The organism is Dactylosporangium fulvum, assembly GCF_025137375.1.
Taxonomy (GTDB): domain Bacteria; phylum Actinomycetota; class Actinomycetes; order Mycobacteriales; family Micromonosporaceae; genus Dactylosporangium; species Dactylosporangium fulvum.
On record NZ_CP073720.1, the window covers coordinates 1,479,609 to 1,503,852 of the forward strand.

The 24,244-nt window shown below is 69.2% G+C and carries 19 protein-coding genes; 3 read left to right on the forward strand and 16 right to left on the reverse strand.

Features of this window, described 5'->3' with window-relative positions; translation table 11 throughout:
* Position 1: 1 nt before the first annotated feature.
* The 12 genes from Dfulv_RS06940 to Dfulv_RS06995 form a co-directional block, all read right to left on the reverse strand.
* Positions 2–1,483 carry an O-antigen ligase family protein gene (locus tag Dfulv_RS06940; RefSeq protein WP_259861798.1) on the reverse strand — a complete coding sequence of 494 codons (1,482 nt, stop codon included), beginning with the start codon at positions 1,481–1,483 and terminating at the stop codon, positions 2–4.
* Positions 1,480–2,454 carry a GumC domain-containing protein gene (locus Dfulv_RS06945; RefSeq protein WP_259861800.1) on the reverse strand — a complete coding sequence of 325 codons (975 nt, stop codon included), beginning with the start codon at positions 2,452–2,454 and terminating at the stop codon, positions 1,480–1,482. Before Dfulv_RS06945 ends, Dfulv_RS06940 begins: the two co-directional genes overlap by 4 nt.
* A 36-nt stretch (positions 2,455–2,490) precedes the next feature.
* Positions 2,491–3,777, reverse strand: a complete 1,287-nt coding sequence (locus Dfulv_RS06950; RefSeq protein WP_259861801.1) for a glycosyltransferase family 4 protein — start codon at positions 3,775–3,777, stop codon at positions 2,491–2,493.
* Between the two features lie 85 nt (positions 3,778–3,862).
* Entirely contained in the window at positions 3,863–4,690 is an 828-nt protein-coding gene (locus tag Dfulv_RS06955; protein ID WP_259861802.1) for a sugar transferase, read from the reverse strand.
* A 66-nt stretch (positions 4,691–4,756) separates the two neighbouring features.
* On the reverse strand, positions 4,757–5,884 hold the full coding sequence (locus Dfulv_RS06960; RefSeq protein WP_259861803.1) for a DegT/DnrJ/EryC1/StrS family aminotransferase: 1,128 nt from the start codon (positions 5,882–5,884) through the stop codon (positions 4,757–4,759).
* A 31-nt stretch (positions 5,885–5,915) separates the two neighbouring features.
* Positions 5,916–6,944 (reverse strand): Gfo/Idh/MocA family protein, encoded by a 1,029-nt coding sequence (locus tag Dfulv_RS06965; RefSeq protein WP_259861804.1) that lies wholly within the window; start codon positions 6,942–6,944, stop codon positions 5,916–5,918.
* A 413-nt stretch (positions 6,945–7,357) separates the two neighbouring features.
* Positions 7,358–8,635 (reverse strand): hypothetical protein, encoded by a 1,278-nt coding sequence (locus tag Dfulv_RS06970; protein ID WP_259861805.1) that lies wholly within the window; start codon positions 8,633–8,635, stop codon positions 7,358–7,360.
* A 10-nt stretch (positions 8,636–8,645) separates the two neighbouring features.
* Positions 8,646–9,923 (reverse strand): glutamate-1-semialdehyde 2,1-aminomutase, encoded by a 1,278-nt coding sequence (locus Dfulv_RS06975; protein WP_259861807.1) that lies wholly within the window; start codon positions 9,921–9,923, stop codon positions 8,646–8,648.
* Between the two features lie 42 nt (positions 9,924–9,965).
* Complete coding sequence (locus Dfulv_RS06980) at positions 9,966–11,540, reverse strand: lipopolysaccharide biosynthesis protein (protein ID WP_259861808.1); 1,575 nt, start codon at positions 11,538–11,540, stop codon at positions 9,966–9,968.
* A 19-nt stretch (positions 11,541–11,559) separates the two neighbouring features.
* The gene (locus tag Dfulv_RS06985) at positions 11,560–12,507 is read right to left on the reverse strand and encodes a glycosyltransferase family 2 protein (protein WP_259861809.1); all 948 of its coding nucleotides are present in this window, start codon (positions 12,505–12,507) and stop codon (positions 11,560–11,562) included.
* Positions 12,508–12,523: 16 nt separating this feature from the next.
* Positions 12,524–13,711 (reverse strand): class I SAM-dependent methyltransferase, encoded by a 1,188-nt coding sequence (locus Dfulv_RS06990; protein WP_259861810.1) that lies wholly within the window; start codon positions 13,709–13,711, stop codon positions 12,524–12,526.
* Positions 13,708–14,739 (reverse strand): NAD-dependent epimerase/dehydratase family protein, encoded by a 1,032-nt coding sequence (locus Dfulv_RS06995; protein WP_259861811.1) that lies wholly within the window; start codon positions 14,737–14,739, stop codon positions 13,708–13,710. The genes Dfulv_RS06990 and Dfulv_RS06995 overlap by 4 nt, the downstream gene beginning before the upstream one ends.
* Positions 14,740–14,999: 260 nt before the next feature.
* On the opposite strand from Dfulv_RS06995, the gene Dfulv_RS07000 reads away from it, so the two are divergent.
* The 3 genes from Dfulv_RS07000 to Dfulv_RS07010 are packed head-to-tail and all read left to right on the forward strand — an operon-like array spanning position 15,000 to position 17,676.
* The gene (locus Dfulv_RS07000) at positions 15,000–16,232 is read left to right on the forward strand and encodes a class I SAM-dependent methyltransferase (RefSeq protein WP_259861812.1); all 1,233 of its coding nucleotides are present in this window, start codon (positions 15,000–15,002) and stop codon (positions 16,230–16,232) included.
* A gap of 5 nt (positions 16,233–16,237) precedes the next feature.
* A complete protein-coding gene (locus Dfulv_RS07005; protein WP_259861813.1) occupies positions 16,238–17,047 on the forward strand; it encodes a sugar phosphate nucleotidyltransferase in 810 nt (269 codons plus the stop codon).
* Positions 17,044–17,676: a PIG-L deacetylase family protein gene (locus Dfulv_RS07010; RefSeq protein WP_259861814.1), complete on the forward strand. Its 633-nt coding sequence runs from the start codon at positions 17,044–17,046 to the stop codon at positions 17,674–17,676. The genes Dfulv_RS07005 and Dfulv_RS07010 overlap by 4 nt, the downstream gene beginning before the upstream one ends.
* A 189-nt stretch (positions 17,677–17,865) precedes the next feature.
* Here Dfulv_RS07010 and Dfulv_RS07015 read toward each other — a convergent pair whose 3' ends face one another.
* The 4 genes from Dfulv_RS07015 to ccrA all read right to left on the reverse strand — a co-directional run bounded on the left by Dfulv_RS07015 (position 17,866) and on the right by ccrA (position 24,237).
* A complete protein-coding gene (locus Dfulv_RS07015) occupies positions 17,866–19,221 on the reverse strand; it encodes a right-handed parallel beta-helix repeat-containing protein (protein WP_259861815.1) in 1,356 nt (451 codons plus the stop codon).
* 205 nt (positions 19,222–19,426) lie between these two features.
* Complete coding sequence (locus Dfulv_RS07020) at positions 19,427–21,307, reverse strand: hypothetical protein (RefSeq protein ID WP_259861816.1); 1,881 nt, start codon at positions 21,305–21,307, stop codon at positions 19,427–19,429.
* A 123-nt stretch (positions 21,308–21,430) separates the two neighbouring features.
* The gene (locus Dfulv_RS07025; protein WP_259861818.1) at positions 21,431–22,672 is read right to left on the reverse strand and encodes a coiled-coil domain-containing protein; all 1,242 of its coding nucleotides are present in this window, start codon (positions 22,670–22,672) and stop codon (positions 21,431–21,433) included.
* 215 nt (positions 22,673–22,887) lie between these two features.
* Entirely contained in the window at positions 22,888–24,237 is a 1,350-nt protein-coding gene (gene ccrA, locus Dfulv_RS07030; protein ID WP_259861819.1) for a crotonyl-CoA carboxylase/reductase, read from the reverse strand.
* Between the last annotated feature and the right edge of the window lie 7 nt (positions 24,238–24,244).

The window sequence follows — 24,244 nt, forward strand, 5'->3', positions numbered from 1 at the left end:
GTCAGCGGTTGAGCGCGCCAACCGCCGCGCCGCGGGTGGTGCGCGCCGGGTGTGTGAACCGCCACATCGCGCCTGCGGCGCCGAGTTGCAGGGCGAGCACCACGACGAAGGTGCTGAACGAGAACGAGTCGAACGTCAGACCGGTGAGTGCGGCGATCAGCGGCACCGCGGCGATCGCCGCGCACAGGTGCCGGTCGACCTCATTCTCGGCCCGCCGGAACGCGATGATGGCCAGGAACACGCCGGTGAAATGCAGAACCACCATGGCGGCGATGCCGATGTAGCCGTTGTTCATCAGCGTCATGAGCCACTGGTTGTCGAGGTAGCGGTACAGCTCGGGGATGAACGTGCCGGTGCCCCGGCCGAGCCACGGCCGCTCGGAGGCGTACTGGAAGACGACGTCGTAGTCGTCGGTGCGCCCCTTGATGCTCGGGTCGTCCTTGGCGTTGCTGAACAGCGAGCGCAAGGTGCCCAGCAGGCCGGGCCGCACCACCGAGAGGACCCCGAGCAGACCGGCGGTGACCACCAGGACGTTGAACCGGAAGCGCCAGTTCCAGGCCGGCCACATGCACAGCAGGCCGACGCCCACGGCGAGGATGCCGGTGCGGGACAGCGCGAGCGGGATCGAGCCGGCCATGATCAGCGTGCAGATCAGGAACAACCGGCGCTCGGACTGGCGGGCGGCGAAGCGCGCGTAGTGGATGCCCAGCGGCACCGCGAACGCCATCACCACGCTGAACTCGATGTAGTGACCGGTCGTGCCGGCCACCCGGATCAGCCCGCCGCCGCCGCGGTCGGCGAGGCCGACCAGCTCGCCCTGCAGCGTCAGGCCCGGGATGACGATGTTCTGCGTGAGGTCCTTCTTGGTGATGAACTGCAGGATGCCGAGCAACGAGTTGATCGTCGTGCAGTAGATGAGGACCCGCTGCAGGTCGTCGAGCCGCTCCCGGGTGGGCACGCCGTCGGCGGTCATGAAGATGATGCCCATGAACGCCAGCGCGCCCAACAGGGCGCGGTCGGCGGAGTTGGCCTCGAGGGTCGGCATGCCCCGGAACTGGCCGGCCGCATACGACAGCAGCAGCGACAGCGCGTAGACGACAAACGCCCAGCGCATCGGCTGCGGGCCGGTCATCGCCAGCCGGGGGTGCAGCTTGGACAGCAGCCACCACACCGCGAGGAGCAGACCGACCAGCAGACCGGGCCGGCCGACCGAGGTGAGGTCGGGCACGACGAGCCGGGAGGGCAGCAGTTGGATCAGGACGATGACAAAGACCAGCAGCGACGCCGCGTCGACGTGGCTGCGCCGACGCCGCGAGGCGTAGGTGCCCGCGTCGACGAGGACCGGGAGCAGATCGGGGGAGGGCCGGTAGGCCGCCGACCGCTTCTTCGGCTTGCGCTTGAAGATCCGCAGATCGTCGGACGCCACCGGGGTCGGTGGCGCCTTCGTCCCGCGGGTCTGCCCGGCCATCGTGCTGGAGGTCAACGGTTGCGCGCCTCGGCGTCCGCGTCACGCCCGGCCCAGGGCGTGTTGCCCAGCGGCAGGATGATCGTCGCGTCGTCCGTCTCGCCGCCGCGCCGGTCGCCTTCGCCCTCCACCTGCTTGTACGAGACGGTGAGCCCGGAGCCGTTGGCGTCGCTCATGTTGTGGTTCTTGGCCTTGCCGCCGTGGTTCGTCACGATCGTCGTCGGCTCGTCGGACAGGTTGATCGGCCGCCTCGGCTCCCTGCCGTTGGCCGCCGTCGGTATCCGGCTCCTCGTGACCCGGTCGCTGTCGGCGATGACGTCGGTGCCGCCGTCCGGCTCGAGGTCGTCCGGGCCGGTCAGGCCCGCGGCGCGCCGGCGGGTGCTGGCCCGGCGGCGCAGCAGGTTGTCGCCCACGATCGTGACCGCCGCGGTGAGCAGCAGACCGACGCCGATGATGACGACGGCGGCGCGCTTCACCTTCGAGGAGACGACCTCGATGGTGTCACCCGGGTCGAGCACCTGCGTGGTGATCGCGCGGCCGGGCTGCGGCTTGTATCGCGCCTGCTTGTCCTCGACCTCCTGGGCGACCTGCTTCTCCAGGCGCTGCACGGTGGCCTTCGCGGCCTCCGGTGTCGACGCGGTCGCGGTCACGGTGAGGATGCTGGACCGGTCCTCGGCCACCACCTCGAAATTGGAGGAGAACCCCCCGGCCGCGATCTCCTTCTTCGTGGCGCTGGTGTTGAGCGAGATCGCCACGGCGGTCGCCATGATGTCCTCGCCGACCTCGACCCACGTGTTGGTCGACGCGAGCTCGGCCTGCGTCAGCGGGGTCCGGTTGGCCGGCGGGATGAGCATGATGGTGCCGGTCGACGTGTAGTCGGGCTTGATCGTCACGAGCGCCCACGTGGTGGCGGCCAGCGTCAGCAGGATCATCGGTGCCATCAGGTACCACCGTCGACCCATCAGCTTGGCGAGATCCCAGAGGTCCACGTCATCCCCTCACACAAGCGCGGTCGCTCGTCGATATCACTGTCGGTGTTCTGCCTGGCGGACTTCAAGAGGCTGTTCGCCCGGGCCTGGTTGCCGAACGATTGAAGTCGTTTTGTACCTGGCCCGACGGGTGGACAGCAAGTCATCCCAAAGCCGGACATAGGTCGCCGCCTGGTGTTCCCAGGCGAGCGTGTTACGGAACCGGGCCAGTGCGACATTTCGCATCGACGCACGAGCCACGGGGTCGTCGAGTAGGCGGTGCAGGACGGCGGCAAATTCTTCGGGTGTGCCGTGTTCAACGTAGACGCCTGCGTCACCGGCGCTGCGCCGGGTCTCCCTCATGTCCACGCCGACCACGGGAAGCCCTCGTGCGAGGTATTCCACGGTCTTGGCCATTGTCGACACCTCGGCGTGCGCACTGCGCGGATCTGGCTGCAATCCGACGGAAGCGGTGCGCAACAGCCGGTCGATCTCCTCGACGCCGAGCCAGCCGGTGAACTCGACGACGTCGTCGAGCTTCCGTTCGGTGGTCAGCGCCCGCAGGCTTTCCAGGCACTCGCCGTCGCCCGCGACCACGAGCCGCCAGCCCAGCCGGCCGCGCAGCTCGACCAGCCGCTCGACGGCCAGGATCGCGTTGTCGACGCCGTCCTGCGCGCCGAGCACCCCGAGGTAGACGATCGTGTGGTCGTCGACGTCGTCGGGCGCGCTGTCGACCGGCTTGACCTCGCTCGCCGCGGGGCCGTTGCGGACCACGACGACCCGCGCCGGGTCGCAGCCGCCGCGGCTGATGGCGAGCTCCCGGTAGGACTCGTTGGTCGATACGACCGCCGAGGCCGTGCGCTGCGACCACTTCTCGAAGCGCAGGAGCACCTTGTCGAGGGCCGAGCCGGGCCGGCCGCCGCGTGCCTGGTAGACCTCGGGCGACAGGTCGTGGTGGTCGAAGACCCACGGCCGGCCGATCGCGCGCATCAGGATGGCCAGCGGCCAGAACACGTCCGGCGGGTTGCAGACCTGGGCGGCGACGGCCTTGTCCCGAAGTACCGCTGCCATGAGATGCCAGCCGATGCACAGGAACGACCAGGCGAACTCGACCGCGAACGAGACCGCGCCGCCGCTGGACTCGTACATCTTGTACGAGCGGATCCGCGCGTCGTTGGTGCCGGGCACCCTCGTGAGTTTCTGCTTGCCGCGCGGGCAGATCACCGTCACCCGGTAACCGGCCGCCTCCAGGGCCTTGACCTCACGAATAACCCGCCGGTCGCGCTCGACCGGCAGGTTTGCCACCGCTATGACCACGTGGAGCCGTGGATCTTTTTGTTTCACCGCGCTTCTCCTCCGCTTCGCTCCGGCGAAGCGCCTATACCTTGAACCTCATTGTGAGTGGCCCCTCCGCTGCGCTCCGGACCACTCACCTGGCTACCGATCGATTGAAGACGACGCCGACCGTGCGGAAGAGAATCTTGACGTCGTACCAGAGCGACTTGTTCTCGACGTAGACGACGTCGAGTTCCAGCGCGGCCTTGAAGTCGAGGGTGCTGCGGCCGGATACCTGCCACAGGCCGGTCATGCCGGGCCGGCACGCGAAGCGGCGCTCGGCCTCCGGCGGGAACAGATCGGCCTCCCAGGCGAGCACCGGCCGGGGGCCGACCAGCGACATCTCGCCGCGCACCACGTTCCACAACTGCGGCAGCTCGTCGATGCTGGTGCGGCGCAGGAAGCCGCCGATCGGCGTGATGCGCGGGTCGTTGACGAGCTTGTAGACGCCCTGCTCGCCACCGTCGACGTCGTCGTCGGAGGTGAGCATCTTCTTGACGAACTCGCGGTGCTGGGCGTCGCTGTTCTTGTTGCTCATCGTGCGAAACTTGATGATCTTGAAGGAGCTGCGGTGCAGCCCCAACCGCTCCTGCTTGAACAGGATCGGGCCGGCGCTCGTCCACTTCACGGCGAGCGCGACCACGAGGAGCACCGGTGACAGCACGGCCAGGATGCACAGCGCGGCAAAACCCTCGACCAGTTGCCGCAGCGACCGCTTCGGGATGAGCGAGCGGCCCTCCCGGTGTCCCTGGATCAGGCCCCAGCCGCTGCCGACGACCCGCAGGACGCGCTGCGGCATCGGAATCTCGACGGTGGCGTCGTCGGCGAGTTCGGACACGGGTTGCTTGGGAAGGGACGAGATCTCAACGGTCGCGTCGCCGGTGTCGACGACGGAGTCGGGAACAGCCTGGGGCGCTGTCAACAGCGACACCTCCTCACTGTGCGTTGGTGCGACAACGAACGAGCGAGCACTACAACCGGGGTCGGCTCAGACCGCGGCGATCGCCTTGGCGAGGCTTTCAGCCACGTAGGCGATTTCGTCGTCCCGCATGTGCGGGAAGAAGGGAAGGGACAGGATCTCGGTGGCGGCCTGCTCGGCCACCGGAAGGCTGACGGTCTGATCGGAGATGTAGGCGAGCTGCCGGTGACACGGCACGGGGTAGTGCACCCCGGTGCCGATGCCGGCCTCGTCCAGCAGGCGACGCACGGTCTCACGCCCCGGCACCCGGACGACGAGCAGGTGCCAGGCGCTGTCCACGCCGGACAGCGGTGCGACCAGCGGGATGCTGTGTGCGGCCAGCGCCTCCGCGTAGACCGACGCGACACGCCGGCGCTGTGCGGTGGCCTCCGGGAGGTCGGCCAGCTTGCGCCGCAGCACCGCGGCCTGCAGCGCATCGAGCCGGCTGTTCCGCCCGACGTAGCGGTGTTCGTAGTGGTCGGTGCCCTCGGACCGGCCGTGGTTGGCCAGCGAACGGATGCGGGAGGCGAGTGCTGTGTCGTCGGTGACGACCGCGCCGCCGTCGCCCCACGCGCCGAGGTTCTTGCCCGGGTAAAAGCTAAAGGTCCCCGCGACGCCGTACGACCCGGCCCGCGATTTCTCATCCCCGCCGTCACTCGGGGCGTCGGCGCCGTGGGCCTGCGCCGAGTCCTCGATCACGATCAGGCCGTGCCGCTGGGCGAACGCCAGCACGTCCGCCGGCGGCACCATGTGCCCGAAGAGGTGGACCGGGACGACCGCCTTGGTCCGCTCGGTGAGCCCGGCCTCGAGCGTCGCCGGAGTGACCAGGAGGCTGACCGGGTCGACGTCGACGAAGACCGGCCGGGCGCCGGTGGCCGCGACCGCGGAGGCGGTGGCGATGAACGTGTTGGCCGGGACCAGCACCTCGTCACCGGCGCCGATGCCGAGCGCGCGCAGCGTCAGCTCGATCGCGTCGGTGCCGTTGGCCACCCCGACCGCGTGCCGGGTGTGGCAGAACGCCGCGAAGTCCTGCTCGAAGGCCTCCACCGCCGGGCCGCCGATGAACCGCGAGTTGCCGGCCAGCGCTCGGACCTCCGCGACGACGTCCTCGACGATCGACGCGTGCGGAGTGGCGAGGTCGTTGAACGGGATGCGCACGAAGTGGGGTCCTTTCCAGCAGGAGCGAAGACTACGCCGGCACGGCGTCGGTGGCGATGTCGGTGGCGGCAGAGATCTCGACGGTCCGGCCGGTCGCCATGGACTCCGCCGCGGCCTCCAGGACCTCGACGACGGCCAGCCCGCGGCGCCCGTCGACGGCCGGACGCCGGCCGGTGATGGCCGACTCGACGAAGTCGCGGTCCACCTCCGCGAGCGGCTCGGTCATCGGGATGTGCGGGGAGACGATGCCGCCGTAGCGGTATGACATCGGGACCGTGCCGTCGAGCGGCGCACCCTGGATGCCCTTGTCGTAGATGCGCAGGCGGCCCTCGTCGAGCATGTCGTCGTAGACGGCCATCCGCTGGCTGCCGACCACGGTCACCCGGCGGACCTTCGACGGGTCGAGCCAGCTGACGTGGATGTTCGCGGTGGCGTCGATGGTGCCGTATTCCAGCCGGACGTACGCGACGTCCTCGAACGGCGTGCCGGCGTGCCGGTCGCCCCGTGCGCTCACCGCTGTCGGCGTGGCGCCGAGGACCATGTTGATGATCGAGATGTCGTGCGGCGCGAGGTCCCAGACGACGTTGACGTCGGGCTGGTAGAGACCGAGGTTCAGCCGCGCGGTGTCGAGGTAGTAGATCTTGCCGAGTTCGCCGGCGGCGACGATGTCGCGCAGGTGCTTCACCACGGCGTTGTGCTCGAAGGTGTGGCCGGTGGCGAGCGTCAGGCCGGCCTCGTCGGCCATCGCGACGAGCTCACGGGCCTCCGCCGTCGACGCGGTCATGGGCTTCTCGACCATCACGTGCTTGCCGGCCGCGAGCAGCCGCTTGGCGAGCGGGCCGTGCGAGCGGGGCGGCGTGGCGATGATCGCGGCGTCGATGAGGTCGATGACCTCGTCGAGGCTGGTCACGCACAGCGCGCTGGGGTACATGCGGCGCAGCGGCTCGATCCGCTCCGCCTGGGCGTCGATGGCGACGACGAGTGACACTTCGGGCAGTGAGGAGAGCACGCGGACGTGCTTGGCTCCCCAGTAACCGCAGCCGATGACACCAACCTTCATGACCGCCCCTGACTCTCGAAGACAGATCCCGAAGAAAAATCCATCGCGCACCCCCCACGGGCAGTCGCCTAGGAACCCTCGCGGATAACGCACTCGCGAGGCAAGTAGGCATCGGCACTCTCGCCGTGTCGCATTGTTTACACGCGTCCTTTAACGCGACATGAAATGCCGCCACTGGCGTCGAGTCGCACAATTCTGAATTATTTGCACATTCTTAACTTAAGTAATGAAACGGACAGAAGTGATCTTCTGATCCGCAGGTCAACGCTCGTGTGGCCAATAGCTCGACCGTGTTTCGTCGGCTTGGTGCGCACTCGGTCGTTTTGTCAACCAGGACTAGCCGAACGGTCGAACAAATTCACCTTCAACCGCTGGTTGTCGGATTGATCATAGCCATGCGGGCAATTCCCAAGTCAATTCCTGTCGACATAGTCACAGGGCAGCGTGGCGTGCCAGCCGGGCGCCACCAGCGGCGGCAGTTCGATGGACACGGTGCCGCCGGGCGACTGCGCGCATGCGACCCGACCTGAGTCAATCCCGTCGTCCCACGCCGGGCCTTCCGATCTGGGGTTGGCCACCCGGAAGTTCACTACGCAGACGATTGCGATCAGCACACTCAGTGCCGTCAAAAGCCGGGCGTCGTACTTGGGCAGCACCAGGCTGACCACCGCGACGAGCAGAAGCAGGGCGGGCGCGACGTTGTAGCGGGGCGTGGCGATGCCGCTCAGCCCGACCGGTGCGACGTAGAGGGCGGCGCTGTGCAGCGCCGCGGCGAGCGCGAACCACCACCGTGCCGAGGTCTTCTCGAGCCAGGCCAGCAGCAGCACCGCCGCGATCAGCAGGACGGCCAGCGCGGTGAACACGAGGCTCACGGTGCTCACCCCGGCGCCGACCCACCGCTCGCCGAAGAACGTTGCCGGCACCGCGCGGAAGACGTAGCCGGTGATACCGAGCACCGGGTCAGGCGTGAGCCCCTCGCGCTCGCTCTGACCGGTCAGCAGGCCGAGGACCTGCACCACGAGCGGCACCCCGAACGCGGCGCCCTTGATCCAGGCGTACCGGTCGCGGTGGAACCAGACCACGAACGCCGCCAGCGGCACGTAGACGCCGGTGAGGATGTCGCTGGCGGTGACGAGCACGATGCCGGCACAGGCCAGGACCCGCCCCGCGGTGGTCGCGGGCCGGCTCACCAACAGCCAGAACAGCAGGTACAGCCCGGTCCAGTGCAGGTTGGCGGGGGAGTTGAGCACGTCGCCCTGCGCCATCGGCAGCACGGCGACCGGGACCGACACGACCAGCCGGGCGAGGCGCGACGGCAGGTGTTCGCCGCTGAGGTGGTACACGGCGACCGCGAACACGGTAGTGATCAGCGCGGCCCCGACGGCCAGGACGGCGCCCGCCCAGGCGGCCGGCAGCACCGCGGCGACCGCGGCCACGATCCGGGCGACCAGGTGGTAGTAGCCGGCGTACGACGTCGTGAACGCCCCGGCCCCGTCGCGCACGGCCTGGGTCAGGAAGATCTCACCGTCTTCCGCCCAGATCGTGTTCAGCGCGCCGGGGCCGGGCTGACGCAGCAGGCTCGCGGCCGTGCCGACGACGACGGCGGCCGTCGTCAGCGCGATCGACCTGCCGCGGCCGCGCGGTGGTGTGCCGGTCGCCTCATGTGTGCGGGTCTGCGACGTCAGCGTCATGGAACCGTCCTCAGACGTATGGGCGGAACACCGGCTTCACCGGGCGCCCCACCAGGTAACCCTCGACACCGTCACTGAGCGCCTTCGCGTAGACGGCGAGCGCACCGTCGACCGCCTCGACCGTACGGTCGATGTCCGCGTCGGTGTGCGAGTAGCTCATGACAAACGACGGGGCGATCACCCCGCGGCGGATCATCTCCTGCAGGAACAGCGTCCGGAACGCCTGGGAGCGCTCGCCCTCGGCGTCCTTCGTCATGTAGATGAGGTTGCTGTCCCGGCCGGCGACGCCGAAGAACTCGGCGATCCCGTGCGCCTGCGCGGCCTGCCGCACGCCCTCGGCGAGCCGACGGCCCTGCCGGTGCAGGTGCTCGATGACCGGCTCCTGCTCGTACACGTCGAGCACCGCCATCGCCGCGGCGAGCGTGTGCGTGTCGGCGCCGTACGTCGTGGAGAGCAGGAACACCCGCTCCCGGTCGGTGCGCAGGCCGCCCAGCTCCATCAGTTCCGGCTCGCCGACCAGCGCCGCGATCGCGAAGCCGTTGCCGAGCGCCTTGCCGTAGCTGGTCAGGTCGGCCCGGACCCCGTGCACGTGGGAGGCGCCGCGGACGTGCCAGCGGAAACCGGTGATGATCTCGTCGAAGATGAGCACGATGCCGTGCGCGTCGCACAGCGCCCGCAGCCCGGCCAGGAAGCCCGGCGCCGGCGGCTCGGTGGTCTCGACCTCCTGCACCAGGCAGGCGATCCGGCCCGGGTACGCGGCGATGAGCGCCTCGACGCTCGCGAGGTCGTTGTAGCGGTACTTGACGGTCAGATCGCGGACTGCCTGGGGAATGCCGCCGGGCATGCCGGTCGTACCGATGAACCAGTCGTCGGTCGAGAAGAACGGGTGGTCACCGCAGATCGCCACCAGGTCCCGGCCGGTGGCCGCCCGCGCGAGCTTCACCGCGGCGCTGGTCACGTCGGAGCCGTTCTTGGCGAACTTCACCATCCGGTCGTCCTGCCCGAGCGTGCGGCGCAGCTTCTCCGCCGCGGTCAGCTCGAGCGCGGCCGGGCGGGTGAAGTTGAGCCCGTTGCGCATCTCGGCGGCGGCCGCCGCGACCACCGGGGCGTAGCCGTGGCCGAGCGAGACGGCCCGCAGGCCCATGCCGTATTCGATGAACTCGTTGCCGTCGACGTCCCACACGTGGCAGCCCTCGCCGCGCACGATGAAGCCCGGAGCCTCTTCCGGGAACTGGTCGTCGCCCTTCGCGTACGTGTGGGCGCCACCGGGAATCACGGCGTGCGCCATCGGCCGCAGGCGATTCGACTCCTCGAACTGCAAAACTCTTTCCTACGCTTTCTTCAGCATGGGGCGGATCCGTCCCATGACCATTCCCGACAGGCGCCGGTCGAGCGCGAGCAGCACGCCGCCCGAGATCGCCGTGGCGAGGGCACCGTAGACCACGAACTTGAGCGTCCATGGTCCGCTGATCAGGCCGAAGTGGTCGACGCTCCAGGTGATCCCGAAGCCCAGGAGGCTGGCGAAGAGTGCCGGCACGGTCGGCCGGACGATGCGCCAGCTGCTGACCTTCAATACCCGGTTGAAGGTGATGTAGGCCATAACGATCGTGATCGTCAGCTCCAGGCCCGCCATGCCGAGCGCGATGGCGGCGACCTGCTGACGGTCGTCGGCCGAGCCGTTGAGCCACTGCCCGATGGCGTAGAACGTGACGATGCCGACCGCCAGCTGGGTCCAGGCGAGCGCGGTGTTGATCCCGACCCGCCCGACCGCCTGCAGCGCCGGGCCGAGCAGCACGCCGTAGACGTTGACCGCGCCGACGATGCACAGCAGCTGCATGCCGACACCGGCCGGCGACCACTCCGGGCCGAGCAGCGCGACGAGCGGCTTGGCGTCGGCGGCCAGGATGCCCAGCGCGGGCAGCCCCACGACCGCGGAGACGTGCAGCATCTTGGCGAGCCGGTCGGCGAGCACCTCGGGCTCCCGCTGCAGGCGGGCCAGCTCCGGCAGCGACACCTGCTGCAGCGACCGGGAAGTGACCTCGGTCAGCATGTCGGGCAGGCGTTGCGCGATGCGGTAGAGACCGACGGCGACCGGCCCGAACCACTTCGCCAGGACCAGCACGTCGATCCGGATCGCCAGGAAGACGCCGATGCCGCCGAGCGCGGCCTGTGCCGAGAAGCCCCACAGGTCCTTCCATGCCTGCACGGGGAACCGGAACCGGGGCCGCCAGTCGGTGACCGTCCACAGCACGATCGCGCCGACCACGCCGGTGACGAGCTGCTGCGCCACCAGCGCCCACGCCTGGAAGCCGACGAGCGCCATGATGATGCCGACGATCCCGCCGATCGCATTCGCGATGAGCGTGCGGATGGCCAAGGGACGAAACGTCATCTTCCGGCGCAGGATCGCTTCGGGCACCACGGTCAGGCCCTGCAGCACGATCATCGGTGTCAGCGCGACGCAGACCCAGGTGATCTCCGGCTGGTTGTTGAACGCCGCCCACAGCGGTGCCGCGCCGGCGGCCAGGGCGGTGAGGCCGAGGCTGCCGCCCATGACGACCCAGAAGCCCGCGTCGAGGTGGTCGTCGTCGAGCCGCTCGCGCTGGATGATCGTGGTGAGCAGCGTCTGCTGGAGCAGCATCTGCGTGATCATCACGAACAGCAGTGCCGTCGCCACGACCCCGAACGCGTGCGGGCCCAGCATGCTCGCCAGGACGAACGTGACGATCGTGGTCGTGCCGAGCCGGCCCGCGGTCAGCGCGTACGACCAGAAGATGGCGGACTTGAGCCGTTTCCGCGGCGCCTCTTCGCGCTCAGGCTCCTCGGGTGCCTTGATCTCGACGGTGCGGTCCAGGTCGACGGTCCGGTCGAGCGGGTCGACGGACTGATCGATGGTCTGGCTCATGCGGGCTCCGCTCGCTGTTTCAGGACTGCTGGGAATCTCCCGCCGGCGGCTGCTCCCACGGCGGCGGAGCGATCGGCGTGCGCGTGATGGTCCGGCGGATCCGGCCGAGCTTGGCGCGACCGCGCCGGGTGCCCCACGACGTGAGGAACGCGGCAGTCCCGGCGGCCCGCTGTGTCACCGGCAGCTCGTTGTTGAGCAGGGCCTTGGTGATCTCCCAGGTCATCCGGGTGTGGTGGCTCTGGTCGGTGGCCGGCTTGCGCTTCTTCGACTTCTTCGCGCCCGGCTCCAGCCACTCCAGGACCTCGTCGGTGTCCCGGCTGGCGCCGAACGTGTTGGTGGCGTGCATGCGGCGGAAGAACAACCGCTCCGGCACCTGGACAAACTCGCCGCGCAGCGCCAGCTCGTGCAGCATCCGCACGTCGCTGGACAGGAACGGGCCGAGCAGGCGCGTCCTGCGCAGCACGTCGGTGCGCACGACGCCGAACACCTCGTTGCAGAGGTTCCACTTCCGGGCGTACCACGAGACCCGGCTCCGCGAGCGCAGGTCCGCCGTGTCCATCGCGTCGTCCCACGGGCCGATCTCGTTGCCGTCGCTGTCGATCAGCATCGTCTGCGGGAACGCGAGGATCGCCGACGGGTGCGCGTCGAGCGCGGCGACACACCGGCTGACGAGGGTCGGCGCGGCGAGGTCGTCGTGCGCGGCGAGCCGGAACAGCTCGCCGCGCGCCAGCGAGACGACCCGCCGGAAGTTGCCCGCCTCGCCGAGGTTCTCCGGATTGCGGTAGATCCGCATCCGGTCGTCCTTCTGTGCGTAGGTCTCCAGGATGTCCCAGGTGCGGTCGGTGGAGAGGTTGTCGCAGACGACGATCTCGAAGTCCGGATGGTCCTGCGCCAGCATCGACTCGAGCGCCAGCGGCAGGTATCGCTCGACGTTGTACGTCGTCATGCCGATCGTCACCCTGGGCATGCCCGCACCGGTCATGTCAGGCCACCAGGATCTCTGCGGTCACGCCCAGGTCCGCGAGGGACTTGGCGATCTCGTCCTTGTACGCCGGGTTCGTGATGATCACCGCCTTCGGCTGCAGCGCCGTCAGCGTCGACGGCGGGTCGACCCGGTGTCCGGTGACCGGCAGGAACCGGCCCCATTTGCGCGGGTTGAGGTCGACCACACCGTGCAGGCCCAGTTCGCGGTCGGCGAGCGTGAGGAACTGCACGCCCCGCGATCCGGCGCCCCACAGGACCGGTTTCGCACCCTCCGCGTTGAGCCGCGAGATCGTGCTCCGCCAGCGCTCGCGCTCGGCGTGGTGCCGCTCGGCAAAGCCGGCGATCGCGGCGAGCTGCTTGTCACGGGCCCGCAGCGAGGGCAGTTCACCGGTGTGGGCGACGTGGCCTCCTGCCCGCGGGCGGTTCGCCGAAACCTCGATGTAGCGGAACATCCCGGAGAACAGCGTGCCGGTCGACTCCACCGTCCAGCCCGCCCGGCCGAAGATGCTCGCCAGCGAGTAGGCGTCGAAGTACGACACGTGCGGGTAGATGACCTCCCAGCCGGCGGTGGCGAGGTCGTAGACCGCGTCCGGCACCTCGACGTATCCGAAGACCTCACGGCCCTTGGCCTGCTCACGCAGGTCGACGAGGAACTCGTAGGGGTCGTCGAGGTGCTCGAACCAGTGGCGCGAGGTGAAGAAGTCGTAGTCGGGCAGGCCGCTGCCGCGTGGCGCCAGTCCACTGTGGAACGTGACCGCGCCCTGTTCGCCGACCTCGCCGGCGTACATCGCGTCGTAGCCGACGCCGCGCGCGCCGCCGACGTGGGTCAGCTCCTTGAGGAACTCGCCCTGCCCGCAGCCGATGTCCAGCACGAGCTTGCCGCTCAGGTCGTACCGCTCGCTGAGGCTCTGGACGAGATCGCTGGAGAACCGCTGGAACGCCGGGGAGAAGTGGAGGTTGGTGTCCATCGTCGTGTCGTAGACCAGCAGGTCCTTGTCGAACGCGACATTACGGACGTAGGCGCACGTCGGGCAGTACGCCATCACCATCCTGCCCACCGGTGAGGCGACGGCGTCGCCGTGGGCCTCCCAGTGCACCCCGCACAGGACGGGGATCTCGCCCAGGTCGGCGAACTCGACGAGCCGGTCGTCGCCGCAGGCGTCGCAGATCCGCTGATCGTTGCTCATGCGTTCACCCACCGCAGGTTGTCGTCCAGCTTGCCCTGCTCCGTCAGCGACCGGATGCGCTTGATGCGCTGGTGCCGCTCGCTGCCGAACTGCTCGATGGTCAGCCCGTGCCGCTGGTACTCCTCGACGAGCTGCTCCACGCCCAGCTTCACGGTCCACTTCGGCTGGAACTCGGGGATCTCGGCGGCGATCAGGTCGCACGTGACGCGGTAGTTGCGCAGGTCGGTGCCGGCGCCGGCGGCGAACGTGACCTCGCTGTCCGGGACCACCTCGGCGACCAGGTTGGCCACGTCCCGGATGAGGTAGTTCTCGCTCGAGCGTCCGATGTTGTACGCCTTGGCGTGCACCCGCTCGCGGCCGACCTCCAGCAGCGCGAGGAACGCCGCGGAGATGTCCTCGATGTGCACCAGCGGCCGCCACGCCTTGCCGTCGGACAGCAGCCGCACCTGGCCGGTGAGCAGCGCGTGCGCGGCGAGGTCGTTGACGACGAGGTCACCGCGCAGGCGCGGGGAGAAGCCGTACGCCGTGGCGTTGCGCAGGAACGTGGGGGAGAAGTCGTCGTCGGCGAGCTCCAGCAGGCCCTGCTCGGAGAGGATCTTCGACTCGCCGTAGGGGGTCACGGGCTGGAAGCCGGCCGTCTCGTCCAGCGGCGTGTCGTCGTCGCCCTTGCCGTACAGCGAGCAGGATGACGAGAAGAGGAAGCGCTGCACGCCGGCGGCCTTCGCGGCCCGGGCCAGGCGGAGCGTCGAGCGGTGGTTGACGTCATACGTCAGGTCCGGGTTGAGGTTGCCCAGCGGGTCGTTGCACAGCGCGGCGAGGTGCAGCACCGCGTCGAAGCCGGTGACGTGCTCCGGCTCAACGTCGCGCAGGTCGACGCGGAGCGTCTTGACCTCCTCGGGCGCCGGGCCGAGGACGCAGTCCGCGAAGAGCCCGGTGTCCAGTCCGACCACCTCGTGCCCGGCTTGACGGAGTATCGGCACCAGCACGCTGCCGATGTATCCGTCGTGACCAGTGACGAGTACGCGCATGGCAAAGCTCCCGAACGCTCGGCGGGTGGAAGGCGAGTCTATGAGGAGCCGAAAAGGCCCTCGGTGGTGTGTCGGACTTCTTACTCTGGCGTTTACCGGAAGCCACCGATGACCGCTAGCTTCTTGCCTTGGATTTTGCCTTAGGCTGACTCGTCCACGGCCGCGCCGGGCGTGGCTTCGGATGTGATTCGTCAGTCATTCGCTGGATCGCCGGTTCGTTGGTGGGGAGCCTAGCGCCAGTGACAATTTGGGGGGAACGTATGCCCGTAGTCTCGTGCCGGCTGTGTGGGACCGAGCTCACCGAGACCTTCGTCGACCTTGGGATGTCCCCGCTCTGCGAGAGCTACGTGCCCGCGGAGAAGGTCGACGCCCCGGAGACCTTCTATCCGCTTCACGTGCGGATCTGCGCGGAGTGCCTGCTCGTGCAGCTCCCGGCGTACGTCGCGGGTGAGGAGATCTTCTCCGACTACCTCTACTTCTCCTCCTACTCGACATCCTGGGTGGAGCACGCCCGGCGGTACGCGGTCGCGATGATCGAGAAGCTCAACCTAACGGCCGACAGTCTGGTCGCCGAAGTGGCCAGTAACGACGGATACCTTCTCCAGCATTTTGTGGCCGCAGGTATCCCGGTGATCGGCGTTGAGCCAGCGGGAAATGTCGCAGCGGTTGCCCGCGAAAAGGGCGTCCGCACCGAGGTGTGCTTTCTCGGGCCGGAAACGGGTGCATCGGTCGCGGCGCAATACGGCCGGGCGGATCTGGTGGCGGCAAATAACGTTTATGCCCATATTCCGGACATCATTGGTTTTTCGCAGGGGCTGGCCAATCTGGTCAAACCGGACGGGCTGGTCACCCTCGAGTTTCCGCACCTGCTGCGCCTGATCGAGCGGCGCCAGTTCGACACCATCTACCACGAGCACTACCAGTACCTCTCCCTGCTCACCGCGTCGCGGGCGCTGGCGAAGGGCGGCCTCACCGTCGTCGACGTCGAGGAACTCTCCACGCACGGCGGCTCGCTGCGGGTACACGCCATGCACACGGATCACGCGGGGGAGCCGTCGCTCGCCGTGAAGAACCTGCTGGAGGCGGAGGCGGCCGCCGGGCTGCACACGCTCGAGGGGCACAAGGGCTTCGCCGACGAGGTCTTCACGATCAAGCGCGACCTGCTCGACTTCCTCATGACGGCGCGTCGCGAGGGCAAGCGGGTGGTCGGCTACGGCGCGCCGGGCAAGGGCAACACGCTGCTCAACCACTGCGGCATCCGTGAGGACCTGCTCGAGTACACGGTCGACCGTTCGCCGCACAAGCAGGGTATGTTCCTCCCCGGTACGCACATCCCGATCCACGAGCCGGAGCGCATCGCCGCGGACCGGCCCGACTATGTCCTGGTCCTGCCATGGAACCTGCGCACGGAGATCAGCGCGCAGCTGTCCTACGTGCGCGACTGGGGCGGCAGACTGGTGTACCCGATCCCCACACTCGAGGTAGAGGGGTAGTTCCGGTGAAGGTCGTCCTGTTCTGCGGTGGTCTCGGCATGCGGATGCGCGAGGGTACGAACAACGCGCCCAAGCCCATGGCGATGATCGGTGACCGGCCGCTGCTGTGGCACGTCATGCGGTACTACGCCCATTTCGGGCACACCGACTTCATCCTGGCGCTCGGCTACGGCGCCGCCGTGGTCAAGGACTACTTCCTGCACTACGACGAGACGCTGTCCAACGACTTCACCCTCGTCGGCGGCAACCGTGACGTGCAGCTGTTCTCGACCGACATCACCGACTGGAACATCACGTTCATCGACACCGGCCTCAAGGCGACCATCGGCGAGCGGCTCATGCGCGTGCGCAAGTACGTCGAGGACGAGCCGATGTTCCTGGCCAACTATGCCGACACGCTCACCGACGCGCCGCTGCCCGAGATGGTCGAGCGGTTCCGCGCGTCGGAGGCGGCGGTGAGCATGCTGGCCGTACCGCCGGTGTCGACCCACCACGTCGTCGAGATGAACGCCGACGGGTCGGTCTCCCGGGTCCGGGATTTCCGCGAGCTGATGACGTGGGAAAACGGTGGATACTTCATCATGCGGCCGCAGATCTTCGACGCCCTGCGGGAGGGCGAGGACATGGTGCCGCACGCCTTCGACCGGCTGATCCCCGACCGCAAGCTCCTGGCCCAGCAGTACGACGGGTTCTGGCGCGCGGTCGACACCTTCAAGGACCGGGCGGAGATGGAAGAGGCGTACAACAGCGGCAACTGCCCCTGGATGCTGTGGGACTCCGCACGGCGGCCGGTTGTGCCGGCGCAGCGCTCATGATCGGATTCTCGCTCGCCGGCGTGCGGTCCGTCGTCCTGCTGGGAGCCCACCCGGACGACATCGAGATCGCCGCCGGCGGCCTGCTGCTGTCGTTGCCGGCCGGGGTGTCGGTGGACTACGTCCTGGCGACCGGGGTCCCCGCCCGCCAGGACGAGGCCCGGTCGGCGGCGTCGGCGTTCCTCATGCAGGCGTCGTCCCTGCGGTTCCACCTGCACGACCTGCCGGACGGGCGGCTGCCCGCACACTGGAACGCGGCGAAGGAGATCGTGGAGGCCGCGGCCGGGCTGGGCCGGGCAGACCTGGTGCTGGCCCCGTCCAGGGACGACGCGCACCAGGACCACCGGCTGCTGGGCACGCTGGCGTCGACCGCGTTCCGCGACTCGCTGGTCCTGCACTACGAGATCCCGAAGTGGGACGGCGACCTGTCGCGGCGAAACGTCTACGTGCCGTTGACGGTGGAGCAGGGCCGGCAGAAGGTGGCACTGCTCCACGAGCACTTCCCGTCGCAGAAGGCGCGAGACTGGTGGGACGACGAGGTGTTCCTGGGCTTGGCCCGCCTCCGCGGCATGGAGTGCCGGTCCCACTATGCGGAAGCGTTCACAGTGGACAAGGCAGTCTTGTCATTCTGACCGCACCTGTCGTGCGGCCCCGGCTCGGTGACGGCTTCGACTCCGCGCCGCGTGCAGGACTTGACCTTGGTTGCTTTCCGTGGCCAGAGCCACGGATTTCGACCAAGGTCAACCCCTGCCCGCAGCGCAAGGCTTCATGATTTTGAACTTGTCGCGATCATGAGGAAAAAGGGGGCGCCGGTCCAGGGGTCAGTCGTGGGTCACGGGCTTGGAGGTGTCCAAGTACACGTTGCTCGGCTCCCACTTCACGCCCGGCAGGTCTTCGTTCGAGGCGGGGCCGTAGCGGCTGTTCCGCACGAACACGTTGCCACGGAAGATGACGTTGTCGGCCTTCGTGTCGGGGCGGATGTTCACCGTGTAGTTGCCGCCGGTGAACAGGTTGTCCTCGACCAGCAGGTTGCTCAACGACGGCGCCGTCTCCGAGCCTAGCTGGAACCCCGCATTGAACGGATCGTTCGTCGTGGGGTTGAAGGCCTCCAGCGTGTTGTGCCGCACCACCATGCCCGTGCCGCCGGTCGTCTGCAGGATGTCCTGGTGGTCCTTCTCGTCGGTGAAGACCAGGCCGTGGATCCAGCAGTCCTCGATCACGGCGCCGTCCGAGACGCGCGGGCCCTCGTTCAGCGTGTGCATGTTGACCCGGCGAAGCGTGTAGTGGCCGAAACCTACCCCCAGCCCCTCACCCTCGCCCTGGATCTCCGAGTCCTCGACGGTGAGGCTCGCGTCGGGGACCAGGTCGTCGAACACCCGGATGATCATTCCACCCTTGTTCTTGCAAGTGATCTTCGATCGCTTGATCGTCACGTTCTTGGCCTTGATGTCCAGGCAGTCGGTGAGGATCTTCCCGTCGATGACCGTGTTGGGCTCGGTGATCACGTATTTTCCGGTGTACGGCGTGAGCTTCGTCCCGGCGGGAACGCCCGTGTTCTCCGGCCCGGGCCACGGCTTCGAGGCCTTGACGGGGCCGGGGGTGAGGCCGGCGCCGCTGGTCGCGTGCTTCTTGCCGGGCTCCTCGAAGGCGTACTTCGCCTTGTACGGCTTGTCGTCGACCGACGAGTCGCTCACGATGACCGGCGCCGCGGCGCTGTGCGAGAAGCCCGTCGTGCAGCCGTGGACCTTCACCCGGCTCGCCGTGTAGTTGCCGTAACCGACGCCGGTCATGTCCTTGCCGTCGCAGAACACTTCGGTGTTGTCGATGACGGTGCCGGTGAACCCGGCGAACACCTTGATCGCGACCGTTCCGGTGTGGTGGACGGTGGTGTTGGTGACCTTGACGTTGTTCGCCTTGATGTGCAGGGCGCTGGTGAGCTTCTGCCCGTCGACCGTGGCGCCGTCGGTGCTGATGACGGTGGCCTTCTCGGTGGTGCCGCCGTCCGGACCGGCGTCGCTGTCACCGTCGACCAACTGGAGGATCACGACGGTGGCGGCGCCCGCGACGGCCAGGGCGCCGACGATCGCACCTCCGATGATCCACGGGCGGCGTGAGCGGGGTGACGATGGTGGTGTATGGCGACCGGCTCGGCTTCCCCGCACCTGATCAGTGCTCACACCATCTCCCCCTGAACGCGGTCTGGCCACCCGCCGCATAGACCCGCGGACGATACGTGAGGACCATTGCCTCGCTCAACCCGACTGTCAACTTTCGGCGCCCTTCCCACAGGAACTTCCCAGCTCCTGCGGCAAACCGCCCGGCACAAACGCGCGGGGCCGCACACCGAATCGTCGGCGCGCGGCCCCGAGCCGATGTGAACGGTCAGCGCGTGCTGCCGTTGGCTTCCACGGCGACCTTGCCGTTGCTCGGCGAGGCGGCCGTCGTCTTCTCCTGCGTGGCCGCCTCGCGGATGGCCTCGGCGGCCTTCTCGGCGTCGGCAACCGTCTGAGCGGCGCGGTCGGCGGCCTCGGTGCCGGCGGCTGTCGCCAGATCGTCGATCTCCTTGGCCCGCTGCTCGGCTTCCTTGACCTTCTGCTCGGTCTCGCGGAGCCGCTCCTCGGCGGCGGCGGCGAGCTTCGCGGCCGCCTCCTCGGCGTTGGCCGTCTGCTGCTGCAGCTCGGCGAGGCGCATCTCGGCCGCGGTGACCTGGCTGGTCAGCTCGGTCTCCTGTGCGCGCAGCCCGGCCAGCTGGGTGCTGAGCTCCGTCTCCGACTTCGCGATCCGGCTGGTGAGCTCGGTTTCCTGCTCGCGCAGCTCGGCCAGGCGCGCCTCGGCCGCCTCGACCGTTTCGGCCCGCTTGTCCAGCGCGGTCTCCCGCTCGCGCAGCTCGGCCAGGCGCGTCTCGACGTCGGTCTCCTTCGCCTGCACCTCGGCCAGGCGCGCCTCGGCCGCGGCCGCCGACTCCGCGGCCGAGGCCGCCGTCGCGGCGTCGGCCGCTCGCACAAGTGCCTCGGCCTCGGTCTTGGCGGTCGCCCGCAGCTGCTCGGCCTCGGTCTCCGCGGTGGCGCGGGCCTTGGCCAGCTCCGCCTCGGCGGTCGTCCGCAGCTGGGCGATCTCGGTCTCGCGCGCCGTGCGCAGGTCGAGCAGCTCCTGCTCGACGGCGGCCCGTTGCTCGGCCGCCCGCTGCTCGGCCTCGGCGCGGGCCTGGTCGTTGTCCTCGGCGGCCTGCTGCTGGATCTGCGCCGCCTGCTGCCTGGCCCGCTCGGTCACGGCGGCGGCCGACTGCTCGGCCTGCGCGGCGAGCGTGTCCGCAGCATCCCTGGCCTGGGCGGTCACGGTAGCGGCGTGCTGCTCCGCCTGCGCGGCGACGACCGCCGCGGCCTCCTGCGCCTTGGCCGCCACGGCCGCGGCCGCCTGCTGGGCCTGGGCGTTGACCGCCTCGGCCTGCTGCTGCGCCTGCGTGACCAGGGACGTCGCCTGCTCCTGCGCCTGGGCCACGATCGTGGTCGCCTGCTGCTGCGCCGCCGCGAGGTGCTGGTCGGCCTGCGCCCGGACCTGGGCCGCGTGCTGCTCCGCCTCGGCGCGCAGCGCCGCCGCCTGCTGCTCGGCCGACGTGCGCAGGCCGTAGGCGTGCTGCTCGGCCTGCTGGCGAGCCTGCTCGATCTGGGCGGTGCCGGTCTGGGTGATCTGCTGTGCCTCGGCCTGTGCGGCGGCGATGATGCGCTCGGCCTCGGCGCGCGCCTGCGCGCCGCGCTCCTCGATGGCGTGGGCCTCGGCGTCGAGCGACCGGCGACGCTCCGCCACCGTCCGCTCCTCCTCGGCGCGGCGGGCGGCGAGGGCGAGCTCGAAGTCCTCGTTGGCCTGGGCGGCGCGGCCACGGGCCTCGGCGAGGAGCCGCTCGGCCTCGGTGCGCAGGCCGGCGATCTCCTGTGCCGCGCCGGCGCGGATCGAATCGGCCTGGTCCTCGGCGAGGCCGAGGATCTGCTCGACGCGCGGTCCGAGGTGCCGGAAGGAGACCTCACCGTGGTGCGGGGTGCGACGGCGCAGCTCGGCGAGCTCCATCTGCAGGTCCTGCACCTGCGAGGCGAGGGCCTGCACCTGACCCCAGACCTCTTCGTTCTCTAACTTCAGTGCGGCGATCTCGTTCTCGGACTGGGTCCAGTACTTGTCGACCTGGTCCTTCTTATAGCCCCGGATCGCGGTCTCGAAGTCAGGCTCCGAAGAGACCCCGGTCCCCGAGCCGAAGAGGTCGCCGTCTGACATAGCATCCATCCTCACACGCAACGTCCCGCCACGCGCAATTACACACCGCGCATGACGGGACGTGCGATCGAACTCCCCGTGAATGATTCAGGAAGCGGCACATCCGCCGCGACCCACCGTACGTCAGGCGGAGACCTTCTCGCCGTCTCCCGACTTGCCCTTCTTGTCGGAGCCTCCCTGCTGCGGCGGCGCGGCCGACGGCATGATGCCGGCGAGGCCGGACAGCATCTGCCCGAGCTGCGAGGTGACCGCGTCCTTCTGGCGGGTGAGGTCCTCGACCTCGCGCCGGGCGCGCTGCGTGGTCTCCTCGGCCTCGGCGCGGGCCTCGCTGAGCACCCGGTGGGCCTCGGCGCGAGCCTCGTTGACCGTCTTGTCGGCAAGAGTCTTGGCCTTGTCGACCGTCTCGGCGGCGCCGCGCTCGGACTCGACGCGGCGGGTCTCGGCGCGCTGCTCGATCTCCTTGGCGCGGTCCTCGGCGGCGCGGGCGCGACCCTCAGCCTCGGTGACCAGCTTCTGCGTCGCGGCGACGGCGGAGGCGTGGCGGGCGGACTCTTCGCGCTCGGCCTTCTCCTGGCGCTCGGCGATCTCGAGGGCGAGGGACTGCAGGTCCTTGTCGCGCTTGTCGCGGGCGTCGGTGAGCAGCTTGGTCGCCTCGGCGCGCTTCTCCTCCGCCTCACGGGCGGCCTTGGCGCGCAGCTGGGTGATCTCCCGCTCGGCGGTCGCCCGCAGCGTCGCGACCTCACGCTCGACGGTCGCCTTCAGTTCGGCGACCTCGTGGGCGGTGGCGGTGCGCAGCTGCTTGGTCTCCCGCTCCGCGTCGGCCCGCAGCGTGTCGGCCTCGCGCCGGGCCTGCACCCGGACCTCGGCGGCCTCCCGCTCCGCGGCGGTGCGCAGGTTGCCCGCCTCACGCTCGGCGGTCGCCTTCATGGCGGCGGACTCGGCGCGCGCCTTGTCGGTGATCTCGCGAGCCTCGAGCCGCGCCGCGGAGATGATGCCCTCGGACTCCCGCTTGGCCTCGCCCCGGTGGTCGTTGGCCTGCTCCTCGGCCAGGCGCAGGATCTGCTCGACCCGCGTGCCCAGGCCCGACAGCGTCGGCCGGTTGTTCTCTTCCAACTGTTTGTTGGTGTCGCTGAGCTTCTGCTCCATCGTGCCGAGCCGCTGTTCGGCCTGGCGGATGCGGCGCTGGGACTCGGCGAGTCGGCCCTCGGCCTCTTCCCGGGCCTGGTTGGCCTGCTGGAGCTGCGCGTTGAGACGCTGCAGCTTGCTGTCGACCTGCTGGCGGTCGTAGCCGCGCAGGACGACGCTCAGCTCTTCGTGATCCGAGCCGTTCTGGAAGAAGTCAACCGAGGACTGCTGCTGGGGCATTGGCACATACTTGCAGACCACCCGGGGGCCTTCGCAAGGGTGCAGCGGCTAACTTCCTCGGGGCCCGCATGGTCAACTTGCCGGGTCCAGGACACGCCACGGTTTTGTCAGGCTTTCCGGGTGTGTCACCTGACCGCACGGCCACCGAGCCGCACCGGGCCGGTCACGACGCTGTGACCGGCCCGGGGCGGGGTCATGGTGGCCGGCGGATCGGCCTACCGGTCGCGGAACCGGTTGATGGCGTCGGCGTGCCGGGCGCGGAACTCGGGGTCCCGCACGCCAAGGCCCTCCGAGGGCGCCAGGCCGAGCACGCCGACCTTGCCCTGGTGCGCGTTGCGGTGGACGTCGTAGGTCGCCTGACCGGTCTGCCCCAGGGAGTAGGTGCGCGAGAGCGTCGGGTGGATCCGTCCGCGCGCGACGAGCCGGTTGGCCTCCCACGCCTCACGGTAGTTCGCGAAGTGGCTGCCCACGATGCGTTTGAGGTTCATCCAGAGGTATCGATTATCGTACTGGTGCATGTAGCCGGACGTGGAGGCACACGTGACGACCGTGCCGCCGCGCTTGGCGACGTAGACGCTCACGCCGAACGTCTCCCGGCCCGGGTGCTCGAACACGATGTCGGGATCCTCGCCGCCGGTCAGCGAGCGGATCTCCGCGCCGAAGCGGCGCCACTCGGCGACGTCCTGCGTCTGCTCGTCCTTCCAGAAGTGGTACCCCGAACGGTCGATCACCAGCTCGGCGCCCATGCCGCGGCACAGCGCGGCCTTCTCCGGGCTGGACACGACACACACCGGCGTGGCGCCGCCGTTGAGGGCGAGCTGGACCGCGTATGAGCCGAGGCCGCCGGACGCGCCCCAGATGAGGACGGTGTCACCCTGCTTCATCTGTGCGCCGTGGTGGGAGACCAGCTGCCGGTAGGCGGTCGAGTTGACCAGCCCGGGGCAGGCCGCCTCCTCCCAGGACAGGTGCGCGGGCTTGGGCATGAGCTGGTTGGCCTTCACGAGCGCCAGCTCGGCGAGCCCGCCGAAGTTCGTCTCGAAGCCCCAGATGCGCTGCTGCGGGTCGAGCATCGTGTCGTCGTGCCCGGCCGCGTCCTCCAGCTCGACGCTGAGGCAGTGCGCGACCACCTCGTCGCCGGGCTTCCATTTGCTCACCCCGGGGCCCACCCGCAGGACGACGCCGGCCGCGTCCGAGCCGACGACGTGGTACGGCAGGTCGTGCCGCTTGCTGAGGTCGCTCTGCTTCCCGTACCGCTGCAGGAACCCGAACGTCGAAACAGGCTCGAAGATCGAGGTCCAGACGGTGTTGTAGTTGACCGCGCTGCCCATCACCGCGATGAGCGCCTCACCCGGTCCGACTGTCGGCGTCGGGACCTCCTGGACGTGCAGGGACTTGCGTGGGTCCTTGTCGCGGGCGGCCAGGCCGGCGAACATCTCGACCTCGTCGGCCCGGACCACAACACCCCGGTAGCTGTCGGGCACCGGCAGGTCCGCCACGGCGCGGAGTTCGGCCGCGGGGTCGGTGGCCCCTTCCGCCTGCATGATCGCGTCGAGGATGTGCTGCACCGCTACG

Bases quoted from the DNA above. Each gene is read 5' to 3' on its own strand.
- Dfulv_RS06990 (WP_259861810.1), bottom strand. From the start codon at position 13,711: ATGAGCAACGATCAGCGGATCTGCGACGCCTGCGGCGACGACCGGCTC.
- Dfulv_RS06980 (WP_259861808.1), bottom strand. From the start codon at position 11,540: ATGAGCCAGACCATCGATCAGTCCGTCGACCCGCTCGACCGGACCGTC.
- Dfulv_RS06965 (WP_259861804.1), bottom strand. From the start codon at position 6,944: ATGAAGGTTGGTGTCATCGGCTGCGGTTACTGGGGAGCCAAGCACGTC.
- Dfulv_RS06975 (WP_259861807.1), bottom strand. From the start codon at position 9,923: ATGGCGCACGCCGTGATTCCCGGTGGCGCCCACACGTACGCGAAGGGC.
- Dfulv_RS07020 (WP_259861816.1), bottom strand. From the start codon at position 21,307: ATGTCAGACGGCGACCTCTTCGGCTCGGGGACCGGGGTCTCTTCGGAG.
- Dfulv_RS06970 (WP_259861805.1), bottom strand. From the start codon at position 8,635: ATGACGCTGACGTCGCAGACCCGCACACATGAGGCGACCGGCACACCA.
- Dfulv_RS06995 (WP_259861811.1), bottom strand. From the start codon at position 14,739: ATGCGCGTACTCGTCACTGGTCACGACGGATACATCGGCAGCGTGCTG.
- Dfulv_RS06985 (WP_259861809.1), bottom strand. From the start codon at position 12,507: ATGCCCAGGGTGACGATCGGCATGACGACGTACAACGTCGAGCGATAC.
- Dfulv_RS07000 (WP_259861812.1), top strand. From the start codon at position 15,000: ATGCCCGTAGTCTCGTGCCGGCTGTGTGGGACCGAGCTCACCGAGACC.
- Dfulv_RS07025 (WP_259861818.1), bottom strand. From the start codon at position 22,672: ATGCCCCAGCAGCAGTCCTCGGTTGACTTCTTCCAGAACGGCTCGGAT.
- Dfulv_RS07010 (WP_259861814.1), top strand. From the start codon at position 17,044: ATGATCGGATTCTCGCTCGCCGGCGTGCGGTCCGTCGTCCTGCTGGGA.